The organism is Sphingomonas sp. UV9 (genome assembly GCF_004101245.1).
Taxonomy (GTDB): domain Bacteria; phylum Pseudomonadota; class Alphaproteobacteria; order Sphingomonadales; family Sphingomonadaceae; genus Sphingomonas.
Genome location: NZ_SCIN01000005.1, coordinates 84,926 through 103,953, shown reverse-complemented (window position 1 = coordinate 103,953; position 19,028 = coordinate 84,926). Strand labels below are relative to the sequence as shown.

General features: G+C 65.3%; 16 protein-coding genes. 7 read left to right on the top strand and 9 right to left on the bottom strand.

What is annotated here, in order from left to right:
- Positions 1-49 precede the first annotated feature (49 nt).
- From EQZ23_RS18695 to EQZ23_RS18680, 4 genes are all read right to left on the bottom strand, one after another.
- A complete protein-coding gene (locus tag EQZ23_RS18695) occupies positions 50-1,318 on the bottom strand; it encodes a hypothetical protein (protein ID WP_128455977.1) in 1,269 nt (422 codons plus the stop codon).
- Between the two features lie 4 nt (positions 1,319-1,322).
- Positions 1,323-3,518 carry a polysaccharide biosynthesis tyrosine autokinase gene (locus EQZ23_RS18690; protein WP_128455976.1) on the bottom strand — a complete coding sequence of 732 codons (2,196 nt, stop codon included), beginning with the start codon at positions 3,516-3,518 and terminating at the stop codon, positions 1,323-1,325.
- 43 nt (positions 3,519-3,561) lie between these two features.
- Positions 3,562-4,257 (bottom strand): polysaccharide biosynthesis/export family protein, encoded by a 696-nt coding sequence (locus tag EQZ23_RS18685; protein WP_128455975.1) that lies wholly within the window; start codon positions 4,255-4,257, stop codon positions 3,562-3,564.
- 82 nt (positions 4,258-4,339) lie between these two features.
- Entirely contained in the window at positions 4,340-5,812 is a 1,473-nt protein-coding gene (locus tag EQZ23_RS18680; RefSeq protein WP_164913519.1) for an O-antigen ligase family protein, read from the bottom strand.
- Between the two features lie 229 nt (positions 5,813-6,041).
- On the opposite strand from EQZ23_RS18680, the gene EQZ23_RS18675 reads away from it, so the two are divergent.
- Together EQZ23_RS18675 and EQZ23_RS18670 are read left to right on the top strand one after the other, a co-directional pair.
- Positions 6,042-7,085 (top strand): glycosyltransferase family 4 protein, encoded by a 1,044-nt coding sequence (locus tag EQZ23_RS18675; protein WP_164913518.1) that lies wholly within the window; start codon positions 6,042-6,044, stop codon positions 7,083-7,085.
- A 53-nt stretch (positions 7,086-7,138) separates the two neighbouring features.
- Positions 7,139-8,464, top strand: coding sequence for a hypothetical protein (locus EQZ23_RS18670; protein ID WP_128455972.1), 1,326 nt, complete (start codon positions 7,139-7,141; stop codon positions 8,462-8,464).
- Here EQZ23_RS18670 and EQZ23_RS20090 read toward each other — a convergent pair.
- The 5 genes from EQZ23_RS20090 to EQZ23_RS18645 form a co-directional block, all read right to left on the bottom strand.
- Entirely contained in the window at positions 8,449-9,141 is a 693-nt protein-coding gene (locus EQZ23_RS20090; RefSeq protein ID WP_128455971.1) for an acyltransferase, read from the bottom strand. The two genes, EQZ23_RS18670 and EQZ23_RS20090, sit on opposite strands and share 16 nt — an antisense overlap.
- Positions 9,138-10,415, bottom strand: coding sequence for a glycosyltransferase family 4 protein (locus EQZ23_RS18660; protein WP_128455970.1), 1,278 nt, complete (start codon positions 10,413-10,415; stop codon positions 9,138-9,140). Before EQZ23_RS18660 ends, EQZ23_RS20090 begins: the two co-directional genes overlap by 4 nt.
- Positions 10,412-11,476 (bottom strand): glycosyltransferase family 2 protein, encoded by a 1,065-nt coding sequence (locus tag EQZ23_RS18655; protein WP_128455969.1) that lies wholly within the window; start codon positions 11,474-11,476, stop codon positions 10,412-10,414. The genes EQZ23_RS18660 and EQZ23_RS18655 overlap by 4 nt, the downstream gene beginning before the upstream one ends.
- Complete coding sequence (wzx, locus tag EQZ23_RS18650) at positions 11,473-12,831, bottom strand: O-unit flippase-like protein (protein WP_128455968.1); 1,359 nt, start codon at positions 12,829-12,831, stop codon at positions 11,473-11,475. The genes EQZ23_RS18655 and wzx overlap by 4 nt, the downstream gene beginning before the upstream one ends.
- Before the next feature lie 203 nt (positions 12,832-13,034).
- Complete coding sequence (locus tag EQZ23_RS18645; protein ID WP_128455967.1) at positions 13,035-14,312, bottom strand: right-handed parallel beta-helix repeat-containing protein; 1,278 nt, start codon at positions 14,310-14,312, stop codon at positions 13,035-13,037.
- A 615-nt stretch (positions 14,313-14,927) separates the two neighbouring features.
- Here EQZ23_RS18645 and EQZ23_RS18640 point away from each other — a divergent pair.
- The 5 genes from EQZ23_RS18640 to rfbA all read left to right on the top strand — a co-directional run bounded on the left by EQZ23_RS18640 (position 14,928) and on the right by rfbA (position 19,027).
- The gene (locus EQZ23_RS18640; RefSeq protein ID WP_164913517.1) at positions 14,928-15,521 is read left to right on the top strand and encodes a methyltransferase domain-containing protein; all 594 of its coding nucleotides are present in this window, start codon (positions 14,928-14,930) and stop codon (positions 15,519-15,521) included.
- A gap of 83 nt (positions 15,522-15,604) precedes the next feature.
- Positions 15,605-16,171: a dTDP-4-dehydrorhamnose 3,5-epimerase gene (gene rfbC, locus EQZ23_RS18635; RefSeq protein WP_128455965.1), complete on the top strand. Its 567-nt coding sequence runs from the start codon at positions 15,605-15,607 to the stop codon at positions 16,169-16,171.
- A gap of 11 nt (positions 16,172-16,182) precedes the next feature.
- Entirely contained in the window at positions 16,183-17,238 is a 1,056-nt protein-coding gene (gene rfbB / locus EQZ23_RS18630) for a dTDP-glucose 4,6-dehydratase (protein WP_128455964.1), read from the top strand.
- Positions 17,235-18,164, top strand: a complete 930-nt coding sequence (gene rfbD / locus EQZ23_RS18625; protein ID WP_206364319.1) for a dTDP-4-dehydrorhamnose reductase — start codon at positions 17,235-17,237, stop codon at positions 18,162-18,164. The genes rfbB and rfbD overlap by 4 nt, the downstream gene beginning before the upstream one ends.
- Entirely contained in the window at positions 18,161-19,027 is an 867-nt protein-coding gene (gene rfbA, locus EQZ23_RS18620) for a glucose-1-phosphate thymidylyltransferase RfbA (RefSeq protein ID WP_128455963.1), read from the top strand. Before rfbD ends, rfbA begins: the two co-directional genes overlap by 4 nt.
- Position 19,028 lies beyond the last annotated feature (1 nt).

Genomic DNA, 19,028 nt, shown 5'->3' with positions numbered 1-19,028 from the left:
CCGTTACCGCCCGTCAGAGCGGTGCGGGGCCGGTAATGGAGCCACCGGGTCAGCGGATGCGGACGTCGCCGATCGTAACCGATTGCGCATCCAGCCGGTCGCGTGTCATCAGTGCGAGCTGTTGCGCGCCACAGCCGTCGCCCGGTACGTCGAACGTCACGCTGGACAATTCGTCGCTGGCCCCGCGCGCGAGGCGGCGTGGCAGGATCTGCTTGGACGGCAGGCAGGTGATCGTCCATCCGGCAGCAGCGGCGCTTGGCGACCCGTCGATCCGCGCGGTCAGGGTATGCTCGCCGGCCGGCAGGATCACCACCTGCGAAGCGAGCGGCGTACCGCCCGCGATGTCGGTGGGGATCGTCAGCGACGACCCGCCCGGACCTTCGGCGAAGGTCATTGCGAGGTCGGGATTGAAGACCCACTCGAACCGGCTGGTCGGTGCGTCGTTGGGCCGTGCAGCCGCGAGTGCGAAGTTGCCGTCGTACGGAATTGTCGACAACCGGCTCGCGGCGACCTTGAAGGCGCTCGCCCAGACCTGTCGGGCCCGCTGGAACTGGCCGAGATCGATCAGGCGCTCGGCATAGCTCAGCCATTCGATCGGCCCGATCGTCTGACCGCGCGCCTTCATGTCGCGGAACAATGCTTCCATGCCCGCGGTCGAGGTCGCCGGCAGGTTCTGGCGGATATCGGCAAAGAACGCACCGCGCCACATCGGCTTGTCGCCGAGGCTGTCGGCAAGCGCGCCGCGCAGGTGAGGCTCGGTGATCGCGGCACGGAACAGCGGCTGGGTCAGCTCGCCCGACCGGTTGCGGCGTGCCAGCGCGTCGGCGCGCTGGATAACGGTGACATAGTCGTCGCGCATGACGGCATCGCGCAGGACCCATAATTGCGTCGGCGTATCGCGCCAGCCGAGCGCGGCTGCCTGACGCATGATCATCGCGCCGCGATCGCGCTGTCCGAGCGCTTCGGTCGCGAGCCCGAGCACGCGCATGGCCCGGTCGTTGGTCGGATCGACCAGCAGGATGGACCGGGCGAGCGCGGCTGCCGGCGCGCTTTGCCCGGCTGCCAACAGGCTCTGTGCCATGATCGACCCGGCCTGGGGATGCGCGGCCGATCCCGTCGCCGCCAGCAGGCGGGGATCGGAGGATCGCGCTGCCAGCGTCGCGACGCTGGCAGCGCTGATCTGCCAGCACAGTCCGGTTCCCAGCAAAACGGCGACGAGCGTCCGGGCTATGCGGCCCGCTTTGCTCGTCGTCCTCCCGCCCGTTGTCGCAGCCGACTGGCCGGGCGTCTCGCGGATGGTTTCACCGGTCTGCGGCATGCGTTCAGCTCCGCGGATCGGTTTGACCATAGCTGTACGAATAGCCGTAGTCGGTCGAATGCCCGATCACCTTGGCATCGAACTTCGTCAGCAGCGCACCGACCACATAGGCGCGCGCGGCCTTGAGCCGGGTCAGGGCGATCCGTGCCTGGCGACCGCGGGCATGGTTGGCCTGGACCACGAACAGGGTCGCATCGACATGCGACGCGAGCGTCGGCGCATCGGCGAGGCCCAGCACCGGCGGGGCGTCGACCAGGATGATGTCGTAATCGTCCTTGATCTGATCGATCAGCGTCGCCAGCCCGGATCCGGCGATCAGCTCGGCAGGATTGACGGGCAGGGGGCCGGCCGAGATGAAGTCGAGGTTCGGCGTGGCCGTATGCTGCAGCACTTCCTGCAGCGTCGCCTGGCGTGCCAGCAGGTTGGCCAGGCCGAACTTGTTGGGCAGCTCCAGATTGCGATGCTGGGCCGGCTTGCGCATGTCGGCATCGATCAGGATCACGCGGCGACCAATCTGTGCGAACCCGCGGGCGAGCGCATAGGAGGTGGTCGACTTGCCTTCCGAGGGCCCCGTGCTGGTCACCATCAGGCTGTGCGGCGCGCCGGTCGGCGTTGCCAGCTCGAGTGCCGCACGTAGCGCGTAATAGGCCTCCGACGTCTCCGAGCGCGCCTTCTGCAACTCGGTGTTGGGGCTCTGGCCTGCGGCGAGCATCGGCACGAGCCCGATCATGCTCGTGCCGAGTTCGGTCTCGACATCCTCCGACGAGCGGATCGCATCGTCGAAATGCTCGCGGAGCACGACATAGCCGACGCCGAGCAACAGGCCGGTGAACAGTGCCAGTGCAAGGTTGAGCAACAGTCGCGGCGACACGGGACCGATCGGCGGATCGGCGCGGTCGATGATCGAGACGTTGTTCGACGACACGCCTGCGGTTGCGCTCACGCCCTTGTAGCGCTGCAGCAGCGCGTCATAGAGGGCGCGGTTGGTATCGACTTCGCGACGCAGGATGTTGGCCCGGACGCCACGACCCTGCTCGGTGAGCGTCGTCCCCTTCAGCTTGTCGAGATCGCGCTCGAGCGCCTTCTCCTGGCTCAAGGCGATCTGATATTGCTGGCGGACGCCGTCCCGGATGCCGCTCGCGAGGCGAGAGATCTGGTTGTTGAGCGTCTCGATCTGCGCCGCGGCCTGGGTCTGGCCGGGATAGCCCGACAGATAGCGCTTGGCGTTCTGGGCGTATTCGGCCTGTGCCTTGGCACGCTCCTGGATCAGGACCTGGATCGCAGCGTTGCTCAGGACTTCGGGCTGGTTCAGCGGCGCTGTTCCCGATGCTTCACGCCACCGCTGCTCGGCCATGATGCGGTTGCTGACGGCCTGCGAATAGGCCTGGTTCAGCTGGATCAGATTTGCCGTCGTCAGGGATTTCGGTCCCGAGGACTGGCCCTCGGACGAGCCCGAACTTGCGTCGATCAGCCCGGCGGAGCGCGCATAGGCGATCTGGGCACGCTCGGATTCCTCCAGGCGCTGGCGGGTCTGGCCGAGCTGCCCCTCGAGGAAGCGGCGCGCATAGGCGGAAGTGTTGAACTTGCGCTGGATGTTGCTGACGATGAAGCTGTCGGCAAAGCTGTTGGCGACCTGCGCCGACAGCTGGCGGTCGGGGCTCGAGAACGAGATCGTCACGATCCGCGAGTCGACCGGAAGCTCGACGTCGAGATTCTTCTGGAGCGCATCGATGATCTGTTCGCGACGCGTCTGGACGAGATTGTAGGACCCCCGCGGCTCGGCCGCGGGGGTGATGTGCATCTTCTCGAGGAAGCTGTTGTTCCGGTAGAGACCGATCGATTCCGCGACCTGGCGCGCCAGCGTGCGGCTCTTGATCACGTCGATCTGGGTCTGGAGAAACCGGTCGCCGTCGAGGATCGATTCACTCGGTTCGACATCGGTACCCGCCAGGATCTGTGCCGCCTGCTGGTCGATCTGGATGAGCGCGTCGGCCCGAAAGATCGGCGTGCTCAGGAACGTGATGAGCAGGCCGAGCAGCATCGCCACGATGACCGTGATGAGCAGCTTGACGCGGTTGCGATAGGCTGCCGACCATACGGCGCGCAGATCGATCGGACCCTTGGTCTCGTCCGGCACGTCGTTGAGCAGCGGTGTATCCGCATCCGGGAAACGCGAAAGGCTGGGGGTGACACTATTCATGCGAGATCCGGACGAACGAGGGTATTTGATCGCGAAGCAAGGGTCAGTTCACGAGCGGAATGAAGAGCGCCGCGGCTGGGGCAAGGCTCAGAAGGTCGTATCCGACCGCCTTGATCGCCGAATTGCCGACGACGACATAGTCGCCGCTCTGCAACACGGGGTCTTCTGCATCGCCATTGCGGATATCGCTGATGTTGAAGAGCGCGCCCTGACGCTGACCATTGATCGTGCGGAAGACCGCGACCTTGTCGAATGTCGCGGTGCGGGTCACGCCTCGCGCCAGCGCGATCGACTGAAGCAACGTCGTGTCGCCCTGCAATCCGTACACCCCGGGAATACCGACCGCCCCATCGACCGTGACGCTCTGCGCGCGCGATTCCGCGACGATCACCGATACGCGAGGATCGACCAGATAGCGTGCTGCAAGCTGTGACTGGATCGAATTGGCGAGCGCGGCTGTCGTCTGTCCCGCCGCGCGGATCCGGCCAATCAGGGGCAGCACCAGCGTGCCGCCCGTCTCGACGGGTGCTTCCTCGACCGACATGTCGGGCTCGCGGAACACCGTGATCGTCAGCTTGTCCTGAGGATTGATGCGGTATTCGGGCCGCGCATCTACAGGGATGGTCGCCGGAATGGTGTTGTAGGCAGCCGGGCCAGCCGGCAGCTTCTTCCAGTTTTCGGACGAGACGCAAGCGCTGAGCGACATGCTCGACAGCAGGAGGAAACAACCAGCCTTCATTATGGCCTCTATCAAGATACTACCGGGCTACAGACTGTTTCTGCAACCGAGTTGGGCGCTTACCCGGGGTTTGGCCGATTGGCTAGAGCCTGACCTTTCGGCGAGGATGGCGCGGTACTGTGTCACGTCCAGTACCAAAGGGATTGGACGTGGCTGAAAAGCGCAGCGGAGACGCGAGGATCGCTGCCAAAACTGCGAATACACAGGCCAGTAGCAGCGTTCGCAAGGGATAGTCGACGATCGAGGCGGCCAGCAACAGCAGGATACCCGTCGCGGCCGTCAGCATCGGCGAAAAGTCCGGGGCGTCGATCCGGCCGCGCAGCCGCGACCATGCGGTACCGCCGAACCAGACGAGGAACGCGACCACCAGCAACAGGCCGGGCACGCCCGCCTCGAGCGCGATCTCCATGAAGTCGGCATGCGCATGGTTGGTATAGGTCTGGTGTACGGCGTTGAGCGTCTCGCTCATCCGGAACACCGGGACGAAGGTTCCGAAGCCCGATCCCCATGGCATGAACTGGCGGATCGCGGCGATCACGTCGGGCCAGAACACGTACCGGCCTTCCTGGCTGGCACCGAACCGGTCGAGCGTTTCCTTCACGATCGACGACTGCGCGATCAGGATCGCGGCGACCACCAGGGCCGCGGCCGCGCCGACGGCGATCTTCCAGTGGCGCTTCACCAGCGCATAGCCCCCGAGAACTGGTACGCAGGCCAGAAGCGCGATCGGCAGCAACGCGATGCCCGCCCGCGACAGGCAGCCGAGCACCGCCAGCGCGAGGATCGCGATCACGATACCGGTCACCGCACGCTGCGTGCTTTGCTGGGCAAACCGAAGCGCACTGCGGCCGAGCATGGCTGCCAGCGGGATCGCGACCACCAGCAAGGCGGCGTTGTGGTTCTTGTTAGCGAAGATCCCCTTGCCCTTCGTGGCATGCGGGGCGTCGTAGAGCGTCAGCCACATCGCGCCCTGAGCCTGGATCATCACCAGCACGGCGCTGACGACGGCCGCTGCGACGATCAGCAGGATCAGCTTGAGCTGTGCGTCACGATCGAGATGCAGCGTCGCGACGAACATCGCGATCGGCGGGATGAGGAAATACCCCGCTTCGCGCGTCGCGGTCGGATCGAGGCTGAGCGGGAGCCATGTGCTGCCTGCGCCAACGACGTCCAGGACGCTGATCACCATCTCTCGTCCCGGCAACGTGCGCCAGATGCCGGGCGGAAGCGGAATGACCTGCACGACGATCAGTACCACCAGGGCTCCGATCAGGACGAGGCCTGTCGTGATCGCCCGGCTGCGTGGCGCGTGCCATCCGCGCGCGAAGAACCATCCGAGCGCGAAGACGCCGGCGATTTCGACGATCATGCGCTGGATCGGTGAAATCGGGCTGCCGCCCCCGAGCAATAGTGCCAGGCACAGCAATCCGGCCGCGACGATGAAGTCGCTGCGGCGTGTGGTATATCCGGTCTTCGCGATGACGTCGTCGCGGTGCGTGGGCTGGCCCGTCGCTGCGGTGACGTCGTCGTGACGCGTAGTGTACGATGCGGTCACTTTTCCTCGCCCGTGATCGTCGGTAAGGGGCGCGTCTCGCATACGGGTTTCGGGATGGCAACGTCGACCACCGATCCGCTTCCCCCACAGGCTCCCTCGCTTCATGCCCATACCCGCAGCTTTGCGCCTTTCCGCCCCGACCGCGTCCAAGACCAGATCCGGCGCCCGTCTCTGGTTCGTCGGCGCCCTTCCGCCTCCGCTTCACGGTCAGTCCAACTGCAATCGGGCGATGCTCGACTATTTCGTCGCGCAGGGTGCACCGGTAGATCTGCGCGATACCGGGGGGACGGGCGCCACGAAGCTCAGGCGGACCATCGGGGCGGCGCTCGCACTGGCGGTCGGCGGAAAACGCGATGACCGGGCCTATCTCTCGGTCCCGGGACAGCGCGGCGTCTGGCTCTTTGTCCTGCTGACCTTGATCCTGCGGCTGCGCGGCATCGAACACTGGATTCATCACCATAGTTTTCGGCCGATCAATCTCGGTCCGTCACGCGCGATGCAAGCGCTGGTCGCAGCGGGCGGGCGTCGACAGCATCATATATTGCTGTCGAACGACATGCGGCGCCGGTTCGCCGGCCTTTATCTCGACGACGAGACGGACGACCGCGCCACCAGCCTCTCCAACGCCTATTTGTTCGGTCCGCGGATCGAGGACGATCACCCTCGAGCCCGCCCCGAGCGGCCGGTCACGCTGGGTCATATGAGCGTGCTGACGCGGGAGAAGGGGGTGCCCTATCTGCTCGATCTGTTCGCGGGCCTTGCGGCGCGGGGGCATGACTGGCGCCTCGTGATCGCCGGCCCGTGTGCGGATCCCGCCTTGAGCGCGGCCCTGGCAGCCGCGACGGTTGCCGGGGTGGATGGACGACCGCCACGCGTGGAGTATCGGGGATCCGTCCAGGGTGCGGAAAAGGAGCGGTTCTTTTCCGATATCGACCTGTTCGTCCTGCCGACGACGCTGATCGACGAGGCCGAGCCGCTGGTGATGCTCGAAGCCTTCGCGCGGGGTGTCGATGTGGTGGCGAGCGATACAGGGTGTATCCGCGACCGCATCCGCACGCCCGGGCACCTCCTGACGCTCGACCGCGAACGGGATTTCGCGCTGATCGAAGACCGTGTCGCCGATCTCGCCGGCGACTGGATCGCGACCCGGCAGGCCTGCACCGCGCATGCGCGCGGCATCAACGCGGGTGCGGAAGTCGAGGCGGCCCGCTTCTTCCCGCGCCTGCTGGCCCCGTTCGGCGGAGTTGCCAGCAGCGGATCGCCTGTGACATAGCCGCTGTCGCCCAGCCGATCCGACGTTGGCGTCCTTCACCCCGGAACCGTGCGATGAATATCTATCTGGTCCTTTTCGCGCTGTATGTCTTGGCGCCAAAAATCGACCTGTACGCGATCGGCGCCGCAGCCATCCGTCCCGAAGACCTCATCAGCGCGTTCGCGTTCTTCATCTACATCGTCACCGCGCGCCGGCGCCTGTCGATCCCCATTTATGCGCGCGCGTATATCATATTCATCGGTTTCGGGCTTCTCACCGCGGTCATCAACATCGCGCAGGGCGGGCTCGTTGGGATCGTCTATGGTTTGCGGCTGGCGCAATACATGACGTGGTTCTTCATTATCTACGAGGCTGCGCCGCGGCTGAGCACGCGCGCGTTGCGGACCGCGCTGCTGATCGTCTGTGGCGTCTTCATCATATGGGGCGGGGCGGAATATTTCGGTGTGATCGGGCGCATCGGCAAGTTTGCCGGCGCATCGCAACGATTGACGATCAATACCTCGGGACCGTTCGAAACGTCGGCGATGCTGGCGATGCTGGCCTATGCGGCGCCGGCCCTGTGGCTCACGCCGTTCATGATCGTGCTGATCTTCATGACCCAGGCGCGCGTCACGCTGCTCGGCATTCTCGTCAGCTTTGCGGCCGCACGCCCTGGCCGGACGATGGCGGTCGGGTTCGCCGGCGCGGTCGTGGCGACGATCGCCGCACAGCCCTTGTACACGGCGATCAGCAAGTCGCGTCTTGGCGAGTCCGAAACGCCGCTGGCGATGGGGAGCCTGCTGAAATATACATGGAAGCGCGTTCCGACCGTGCCGCGACCGAGCTATTATCGCGAGCGGTTCCTGAACGGGATCCTGATTTACCGCTATATGCCCAACACGCGTGGTGATCTGAGTTTCAAATACCGCGCCGTCCGCTGGCCGATCATCATCAAATCGACCGCCGCGACCTGGGTCACGCTGTTCGTCGGCTGGGGACCGGGTGCGTGGAGCAACGCGGTCGACGGGTATTACGTGCGCGTGTTCGGCGAAACCGGGCTGATCGGAGTCTTCTTGTTCCTTGGCTGGATCGTGGTTTCGCTGCGCTCGCTCAAGCAGCGCAGCATCGGCAAGTTCTCGCTCGTCATGCTCGCCGTGGCTGCGGTGTTCATCGATATCTTCAGCTCGTCGAAGGTGATGCCGATCCTCTGGGCGTTCCTCGCGCTGGAACACGCCGGTCATCCCTTCGCGTTCCGGCAGGCAAAGGCGCTGTTCCGGCGCGGCAAGCGCCGGCTGCCGGCGCCACACCCTACGCGTGTCGGTATGGCGGCAGGCGTGGGGCCGGAAGCCGGGCCGCAAGCGGGTCCGCGCGTGGGGGCGCCGTCCTACCGTCCGAGCTGATCTGCAGGGCCGATCGATCGCGTGACGCGCGCCGGTGCGCCGAGCGCCACCGAGAAGGCGGGGATCGAGCGCGTCACGACCGAGCCGGCCCCGATCACCGCGCCTTCGCCGATCGTGACGCCGTCGAGGATCGACACGTTGTTGCCCAGCCAGCACCGGCGACCGATCGTGACGCCCCTGCGCGATACCGCACCCGAGACGAAGCTGCCGTCCGGACCCGCCTCATGGGATTCCGCGGTGATGGTCAGGCCGGCGCCGATCTGGACGTCCTCGCCGATCACCACCGGACCGCCAAGACCGATGACGGCGTTCGGGCCGATATAGCTTCGCTTGCCGATCGTGAGGCTCGCCGCGCGCCTGTTCAGGCCGCTGCGGCTCTGGATCCACACGCGTTCGCGCAAGGTGACGCGGTCGCCGAGCGACAGCCCGTCCTTCGCGGCGCAGTCGACATAGCCATAGCCACCGATCGCGACGCCGCGACCGAGCCTCAGGCGACCGGGCTGGACGAACTGGATGCCGGGGCCGAGCAACAGGCCGCTCGGTCGCCGCAGCCGGACCAGGCTCCACAGCAGGCCGCGCAGGAAGGGGATGCCGCCTTTCGCGACGAGGTAGCCGATGTCGCCGGCATCGATGGCGTAGGTCCGCCCAGTAAGCTTTGCGATCACGTTTGCGATCATGCCGCGTCACTCCGTGTTGCCGACAGGACCTGCCGATAGACGGCCATCGTTCGTTGATAATAGCGCTCGGGCGAGAAGTCCTCGGCAGCGCGGGCTCGGCCTGCCAACCCCATCCGGCGCGCCATGTCGGGCGCGTCGGCAAAGCGCAGGATGCGGTCGATCAGCGCCTCGCGGTCGCCGGGGGCGACGTGGAAACCGTCGATTCCATCGCGGACGGTCTCGGCGACCCCGCCGATCGCCGAGGCGATTACCGGGGTGTCGTGCGCCAGAGCCTCGATCGAGGTGAGCCCGAACGGCTCGGGCCCGAGCGACGGGACGACCGCGCACAAGGCGCCGTTCCTCGCGCTCGCCAACGCGGCACCGTCCAGATTGCCGCGCCATTCGACATTGGCGAGACCGGCAGCGTGCGCGCGCACCGCATCGCCGTCTGGACCTTCGCCGGCAAAGACGAAGCGGATGGCGGGTAACGCTCGCGCCACGTCGACCAGCGGGAAGATGCCCTTGTAGCGCTCCAGCCGTCCGACGAAGAGCACATAGTCGCGCGGCGTGTCCCCGGCCGCAGGCGGCAAGGTCACCGGGTGATGGATCGTCTCGATGCGCTCGCCCGCCATGCCCATCTCGATCAGGCGATCGCGTTGATAGTCGCTGATCGACAGATAGCGCGCGATGTCGCGCTTGTGGCCGAGCATGTCCGACAACCGCATCTCGGCCATGTTCCAGAGCGAGCGGGTCAGCGATCCCCCGGCACAGCGATGCCGCACCACCTGCGTATAGCGGCGATCGTGGCAGTCGGTGCAGACATGACCGTCGCGGTAGAGCAGCGAAATCGGGCAGACCGCACGATACTCGTGCATCGTCTGGACGATCGGAATGCCGCGCCGCGCGATCTCCGGCAGGATGGCAGGCGTCAGGCGCTTGAAATAGCTGTGGAGGTGGACGAGGTCGATCGCCTGTTCGTCGAGGACCCGCCCGATCGCGCGCCGCGCGGCCGGCGAATAAAGCGTCCGTAGCAGATCGGTCGAGCCGGTATCGCTGGTGGGCGGTGCAGGCGGGAAATAGCGGGCATATTCGCTCGGCTGGTTCGCCGGGTCCGCGCCGGCGAAGGGGATGACCTCGTGGCCGTGCGCCTTCAATATGTCCTCGAGGCGGAACATCGCGACGTCCATGCCCCCACGGACGTAATAATTCTGGCTGACGTTCAGGATGCGCAGCGGGCGATCGATCGGATCGATCGTGGGGGAGGGGGCTGCAACGGTCGTCATGGCGGCGCTCATACTGCGCCGATCAGCAGGCGGTACCACCGCACGGGGCGCAAATGGCGAAACGAGATGGTCGCATCGATCGCCCGGGCGACGTCTTCGCGATCGAACGCCTGGTTCCAGTACCGGTTGGTATGGCGCAAGGCGATGCCCATCGTTGACGCCTGGATATGGCGCCACCAGCGCGGCGCGATGCCGCTGTCGAGCAAGGCATCCTGCAGCCGCGCCTGGCACCGGAGGAAGCCCAGTTGGGTCTCCGGGCGCGAGGAGACGTTGGTGTCGACGCGCGAAATCGCGAGTGGCGCACGAAGCTGGACGAAGTGGTGATAGCGCGCGAGCCGCGTCATGAAGAAATAGTCCGCCGACGGATAATCCGCAGCGCGGTACCCGCCGAGCGCACGGATCACCTCGGTACGGACCACGAGCCCCAGGCCACTTCCCGCGAGGCTCCCGAAGAACATCTGCGCGGGGCGCAGGCGGCGCGTCTTGCCGGGTCCGAACCGGAACAGGTTGCGCAGCTTTTCCGCGCGGGACAGCGGCGCAGTGGGGTCGCCCACGCCTGCACGCTGGTCGAGAAACCGCAGCGAGCACGCGACCGCGTCGATTGCCGGATCGGCGGACAGCGTCTGGCGCATGGTCGCGACGAAGACGGGGTCGAGCAGGTCGTCGTCGTTGAGGATCGTGACCCATTCGCCGCGTGCGAGCGACAGGCTTCTGTTCCAGTTGCCGAACAACCCGGCGTTGATGGCATTGCCGTAATAGCGAAAGGCGATGTCGCGGAGCCCGGGCAGCGCGGCGAGTAGCCGGTTCGCATCGGCCGATCCCGGATCGTCTTCGACGATGACCAGTTCGACGCCGTCGAGATCGGTCTGGGCCAGCACGCTCGCCACGGTTTCCTCGAGCAGGCCGGGGCGTCGATAGGTCGGGATGGCGATCGTGAGCGTCGGTACCGTGCTCCGCTGTTCGATGCGCACCGCGCTTTCGAACAGGCATTCGCTCGTCAGCCCGGCGATCTGCGCGTCGGGTTCTGGGCGCCAGACAAAACTGCCCTCGGCGTTCGGAGTGTCCCGGGTCATGTGCGTGCGATCTCCCGCCAGGCCATCAACGGCCAGCGCCAGTTGTTGTAGGACAGCTGGACGATCCCCTGCCACAGGACGATCATCGTTATGCCCGCGCCGCTCCAGCCGAACAGCGTCGCTCCGATCGCCACGGCTATGCCCGACAACAAGGCGGGGCGAAGGAACGGCACGTTGTTGGCCGTGGTGATGAAGAAGGCGGCGTTCGAGTGAAATCCCTCCAGGAAGAGCACGACCGCCAGCAAGGCCAGGGTCAACGGCGCGAGTAGAGCGATATGGCTGCCGATCAGCGCCAGAAACGCGGGAACGGCGAACAGGATGACGGCCGCACCGGTCAGGAAGATCGCCGTATAGAGCGCCATCGCGCCACCGAACTGGCGTCGCAGTCCGGGCCCGTCATGGGCAACCCGCGCGGCGATCAGCCGCGGCATCGCGACCTGCATCGGCAACTGGGCGGCTGCACACAGCGCCATCAGCAGCTGTACCGACAAGGCATAGGCGCCGCCTGCAACCACCCCGACGAAGCTCGAAATGGCGAACAGGCTGAACCGCGTCATCAGGAATCCGCCGATCGCGACCGCGCCCATGCGCCCGGCATTGGGCCAGATCATGCTGAGCACCTCGCGTACCGCCCGCGGATCGGCGGGGCGATCGCCATGGTCGCCCAATATGCCGCGCAGGAACCGGTGTGCGACCAGCCGCGCGAAGAGCTGTGTGATGATTAGCGTCACGCACAGGGCGATCAGCCCGCCACCCGCCACCAGGACCAGTATCCCCAGGATCGAGAAGGTCGCGCGGTTGGCGATGATGAAGAGATAGTTCTGCTCAACCCGACCGGACCCCATGAGGACCGGGCTGATCCACAGGAAGGCGAGCGTCAGGGCAATACTCAGGCACAGGATCAGCCAGGCGATCTGGACGGATCCCGTGGGGACGCCACCGGCGCGCGCCAGCGTCGTGGCGTAGGGCAGGCCGAATGCGAGCAGGAGCACCAGGACGCCGATCGCCAGCAACCGATAGAAGCGATGGGCTGCTGCCACGGTTTCGGCCGCCAAGCGGTAATTGGGGGCCTGACCCTGCGGCACGACCTCGCCCAGTCCCGAGCGTTCGAGCTTCTTGGCACCCGATAACGCCAGCGCGATCGCGCGCGTGAAGCTCGGCTGAAATCCGAAATCGCAGACCATGGCGAGCGACTGCACCGCCACGAAGATGTACCAGATGCCGATCGTGGGGGCCGACAATCGCGTCACCATGAAGGGGACCAGCAGCAAGGCCGACCCGTATTGGACGATTTGTGCCGTGAGACCCACCGCGAGCGCGCGATGGCGAGAAGCCTGTCCAATCAACCAATGCATTCGATCGCCTAGCATCGGCAAGGACGCGGTCGCAAGACAGGCCGGCGGGTCATCGGTGCGGGCCCCATGTGGATCGTCGGTCGGAAGCGGGACTGCCCGCGGGCGAGCCCCGACTCCTCACACCGGGTTCTGCATCGGCACAGGCGAATGCCGCGCCGTATGGGCGCGCGTCCGCCCGCCGGTTCACCTCGGCTGATGCGTCGTCACTGGCTCGCGAACCGGCCGACCTCGACTTCGGCGATGCGGCGATACCGGTTGACGAACAGCCTTTGCGGATCGTACCCGCGCGGGACGCGGTTGTTCTGGATACGGATATGCGCGAGCTGCTCCTCGGGCGTGGAACCGAGCTTTGTCGGCTGGCCGAGTATGATCGGGGTCGTCCGGTTCTCGGGCAGGAAGCGGTTTCCGGTCGCCGTCACGCGGCTGACATTGTAGCTGAATTCGATACCGGCCTTTGCGAAACTGCGAATGTCGTTGTCACGGATGACGACGCCGCCCGTATCCCCGCCCATCGCGACGCCGATCGGCGTGCCGCTGATCCTGTTGCGCTCGATCGTCAGGTTACGCGGTTCACCGTGGATGCGATTGACGCGTACGCCCGCAATCTTGCAGTCGGCGATCACGTTACGGGCGGCGACGCAGTCCGCAACGGTTTCCAGGAACACGCCGATGCTGCATCCGCGGATCTGGTTGTCGGTGATCGTCGCGCGATGCGACGTGGCGACCGTGGACTGGCCGGCAGTGTCGTCGCCATACACGTCGATCGCATTGTCGTAGCAGTCGTTGATCCGGTTGCCGACGATCTCGACGCCATCGAACTGCGAGCATTGAATGCCGATGAAGCTGGTCCGCTCGACCAAGTTGTTGGCGATACGCAGGTTGCGCGATACGGACTCGATCGATCCTTGCAGCATGATGCCTTGGCCGACGGCATCGCGAACGTTCAGGTTCTCGACCGTCACGTCGACGCAGCGTCCCTTCCAGCCCAGCAGCACAGCGGCACCGCCGAACCCGTCGCGAAACTGTCCCTGGCCCTGGCGGCTGCCGTCGATCGTGAAGCCACGGAGTACGGCGCGGCTGATCTCGCCCTTGCTGGCGATGATCCGCGCGTAGCTGCCCGGGCCCAACTGCGCATCGGCCAGCTTCAGGATGCACCGCGCGCGATCCGTCCCTTCGAGCGTCACGCCCGATCGCAACGTCAAGGCGCTGCCGCCATCGCCGTCGTCGGAGGGACGATAGCGCAGCAGGTATGTGCCCGGATCGAGCGTCACCACGCCCCCGCCGGCCTTCGCGGCCGCATCGATCGCACGCTGGATCGCCGGCGCGTCGTCGGTGACGCCGTCACCCCGCGCACCGAAAGCCCGAACGCTACCGGCGCCGCTCCCGGTGTCGCTCGACTTCGAGGTCTGCCCACACGCTGCGGATGCCATGGCCAGCAACGTGCCGCCCATCATCCATCGCCGATCGATACCATCTCGCAATATCTGTCTCCTGCCAGCGGCGTTGCCGGCTCGCTATGGTGTCTCGTCGCACCGTTTCGCGACGATGCCGTACTGCGTCGCCATATCGCATCGTTCGCAGTGCATCGCATCGGCACGCATCCGATCGCCGGAGCGCAGGACCAACGCCTGTGATCGGGCAGATGGGTTCACTGCCGATCCGGTTTATCGGTCCGCGCGACGCAAGGCCGAAAGCGTCTTTGACGCGAAAGGGCGTTGCAGACAAGCGCGATGCTCGATCGGTTCAAAGCGTGTCGCGTCGGATATGGCCGGCGCATTCCGAATTCCATGCCGATAATATGGATTTTCTAAACTATAAATTCGAACTTAGGCAAAATATAAAATATTTGTATTTCTAGGTAAGCAATAAAATTGGAAACAAAGCACGCGTATTTCATAAATATACTGTTAAATATGTGCGTATGTTTCAAAAGGTGATATTCATACTGCTGCCCGGTTAGGGATGAACTATGCAATCATATGCCGCTACGGCAGGTGATTGCGTTGTGGCATGCTATCCGATACTGCCGCCCGGTAAACGGGAGTGCGACGATGGTCGAGGCTGTAGATCAATACCATAAACACGTTCGGAGCGACGTGTTCGACATCGTTCCGGAGCCGGCCGGACGCGTGCTCGATCTCGGGGGCGGGGTCGGTGCGACCGGCGCCGCACTGAAGCGCACGCGCGGCGCGACGTTCGTGGTAGTCGCGGATCTGGTCGCTGGAGATACCGCAGACGGCGTCGACGTGGCGGTCAGCGGGAATCTCGAAGACCCGACCTTCCTGCGCAAGCTTCTCGAAGATCATGGTCCGTTCGACACGATCCTGTGCCTCGACGTGCTCGAGCATCTGCGAGATCCATGGTCGACGGTCGAGGAACTCCACAAGGGGCTGGCACTCAACGGGGTCGTCGTCGCGAGCATCCCGAACGTCAATCATCATAGCCTGGTCATGCCGCTGGTTCTTCGCGGCCGGTATGAATTGCAGGATGCAGGGCTGCTCGATCGCACGCATCTGCGCTGGTTCACCAAGGCCAGTGCGGTCGAGATGATGACGAAATCGGGACTGAAGCTCGAAAGCGTCGGTGGGTATCTTGGCAGGAAAAAGGGCCTGCTCAATGCGCTGAGCTTCGGCATGCTGGGCCGGTTCATGATCATGCAATATCTGGTGCGGGTGCGTCGGGTCGCCTAGTCATCGAGGGCGAACGGCGCGCTGCGAAGCCGAGCCGTTCGCCCGATTGCCCCTGGCCGAGTGCAGGGCTATGTCGCCTGCCCATGTCTTGCGTTCAATTGATCCGCCCCAGGCGCCACGGTGATACCCGCGGCTGGTTTACCGAAACCTACAACGTCGAGGCGTTCGCCAAGCTGGGCATCACCTGCACCTTCGTGCAGGACAACCACTCGCTGTCGGTCCCCGCATTCACCCTGCGCGGCCTGCATTTCCAGACTCCCCCACGTGGGCAGGACAAGCTGGTACGCTGCATCCGCGGCCGGATCTTCGATGTCGCGGTCGATATCCGCAAGGGCTCGCCGACCTATGGGCAATGGGTCGGTGCCGAATTGTCCGCCGAGAATGGCCACCAGCTCTTCATCCCGATTGGTTTCGCGCACGGCTTCGTGACGCTCGAGCCCGATTGCGAAGTGACCTATAAATGCTCCGACACCTACGCGCCCGATGCCGATGGCGGTATCCGCTGGGATGACCCTGCGATCGGCATTGACTGGCCTATCCAGGCTGGCACTGTCCCCGAACTTTCGGCCAAGGATCAGGTTCAGCCGCTACTCGCCGATTTCGACAGCCCATTCCCCTATGACGGCCGCCCGCTCGGCCCGCTCGTCTGAAGGACAGACCCATGCGCATTTTCGTCACCGGCGGGGCCGGTTTCATCGGTTCGGCGCTCGTCCGCCACTTGATCGAAAACACCGACCATGAGGTCCTCAACTTCGACAAGCTGACCTATGCCGGCACATTGTCGACCGTCGAGCGCGTCGCGAGTTCGAACCGCTACCGCTTCGTCCAGGGCGACATCTGCGACGCGGACGCCGTCAAGGCGGCGATCGCCGAGTTCAAGCCCGAGATCGTCACGCATCTCGCGGCCGAAAGCCACGTCGATCGCTCGATCGACGGTCCCGGCGCGTTCGTCCAGACCAACGTCGTCGGCACCTTCACGATGCTGAGCGAAGCGCGCGCCTATTGGCTCGGGCTCGACGACGAGGCGAAGGCAGCGTTCCGTTTCCACCATATCTCGACCGACGAGGTGTACGGGTCGCTCGGCGATACCGGGCTGTTCACCGAGGACACGCCGTACGACCCGCGCTCACCCTATTCGGCGTCGAAGGCGGGCTCGGACCATCTCGTCAGCGCTTGGGGTCACACCTTCGGGCTGCCGGTGCTGATCACCAATTGCTCGAACAATTACGGGCCGTATCACTTCCCCGAAAAGCTGATCCCGCTGATGATCGTCAAGGCGCTCGCTGGTGCCGACCTTCCGGTCTACGGCAAGGGCGATCAGGTCCGTGACTGGCTGTTCGTCGAGGATCACGTCCGCGCGCTGCACGCGGTGTTCGAAAAGGGCGAGCCCGGCCGGACCTATAATGTCGGCGGGAACAACGAGAAGCAGAACCTCGAGGTCGTAAAGACCGTCTGCACGATCCTCGACCGGTTGCGCCCGCGCGCCGATGGCCAGTCCTACGCGACGCAGATCACCTATGTCGCCGACCGTCCGGGTCACGACAAGCGCTATGCGATCGACGCAACCCGTATCAAGGACGAGCTCGGCTGGGAGCCGACCGAGACGTTCGAGACGGGAATCGAGAAGACCGTCGCCTGGTATCTCGACAATCAGGGCTGGTGGGAAGCGATCGTCGCCGAGCACAAGGCTGACCAGCGCCGTGGGCTCTCGGTATGAGCGATGGCGCTCAGGCTGGCGGCGTGAAACACGTCCTCGTCACCGGCGGGAACGGCCAGCTCGGCACCGAGCTGAAGCGCTATGCCTGGCCGGATGGCTGGGCGGTGACCGCGATCGATATCGACGAGCTCGACCTGCGCGATACCGCAGCGATTGCCGCGATGGTCGCGTCTCAGCCTTGGGCTGCGGTGATCTCGGCCGGTGCCTATACCGCGGTCGACAAGGCCGAGAGCGACATCGTCACCGCCTGGGCGGTCAACGCGATGGCGCCCGCGGCGTTTGCGGAGGCGTGCGCGAAGGCCGGTATCCCGATCGTCCAGGTGTCGACCGACTATGTCTTCGACGGCGCACGCGATGGCGCCTGGGACGTAAACGATCCGGTCGCACCGCTCGGCGTCTATGGCGCGTCCAAGCTCGGGGGCGAGCTCGCCGTCCGCACCTCGGGCGCACGCCACGCGATCGTCCGGACCGCCTGGGTGGTCAGCGCGCACGGCAACAACTTCATCAAGACGATGCTGCGCGTCGGCGCGACCAACCCGACACTCCGCGTCGTCGACGACCAGCATGGCAGCCCGACCTCGGCGACCGATCTCGCTGCCGCGCTCGCGACGATCACGATGCGTCTCGTCGAGGACCCCGCCGCCCCCACCGGCACCTATCATTTCAGCAACGCCGGCGCGGTCACCTGGGCAGGCTTTGCCCGCGAGATCTTCGCACAGAGTGCCGCACGCGGTGGTGCCAGCGCCGAAGTGCAGGGCATCACCACCGCCGACTATCCAACGCCGGCGACGCGGCCCGCCAATTCGCTGCTCAGCCACGACGCGATCACGCGCGACTACGGCATCCATCCACCGGCGTGGCAGACCGCGCTCGGCAACATCCTCGACGAATTGCTCGGGGCCCCCAAGAAGGACATCTCCCAATGAAGGGTATCATTCTCGCAGGCGGCTCGGGCACGCGGCTCCATCCGGCGACGCTCGCCGTGAACAAGCAGCTGCTGCCGGTCTACGACAAGCCGATGATCTATTACCCGCTGTCGGTGCTGATGCTCGCCGGCATCCGCGACATCCTGATCATCTCGAGCCCCGAATATATCGACAATTATCGTCGGCTGTTCGAGGATGGGTCGGCGTTCGGCCTGGCGATTACCTATGCCGAACAGCCCAAACCCGAGGGCCTCGCGCAGGCCTTCACGATCGGCGCGGACTTCATCGGTGACGACGACGTCGCGCTGGTGCTCGGCGACAACATCTTCTTCGGCGCGCATCTGACCGACCTGCTGGCGAGCGCGGTCGCACGCAAGGGCGGCGCCACGGTGTTCAGCTACCGCGTCGAGGATCCCGAGCGCTACGGCGTGGTCGAGTTCGGCGAAGGCGGCAAGGCGATCAGCCTCGAGGAAAAGCCGGCAAAGCCCAAGTCGCACCATGCGGTCACCGGCCTGTATTTCTACGACAATCGCGTCGTTCAATTTGCCCGCGACCTCAAGCCGTCGCCGCGCGGCGAACTCGAGATCACCGATCTCAACCGCCTCTACATGGACGCCGGAGACCTGTTCGTCGAACAGATGGGCCGCGGCTATGCCTGGCTCGACACAGGCACCCACGACAGCCTGCTGGAAGCCTCGGAGTTCGTCCGCACGCTCCAGAACCGCCAGGGCATCCAGGTCGCCTGTCTGGAAGAGATTGCCTACCAGCAGGGCTTCATCACGATCGACCAGGCCCGCGCGGCCGGCGAGCGCTTCAGCAAGACCGCCTATGGCCGCGCGATCCTCAACGCCATCGCGGAATAAG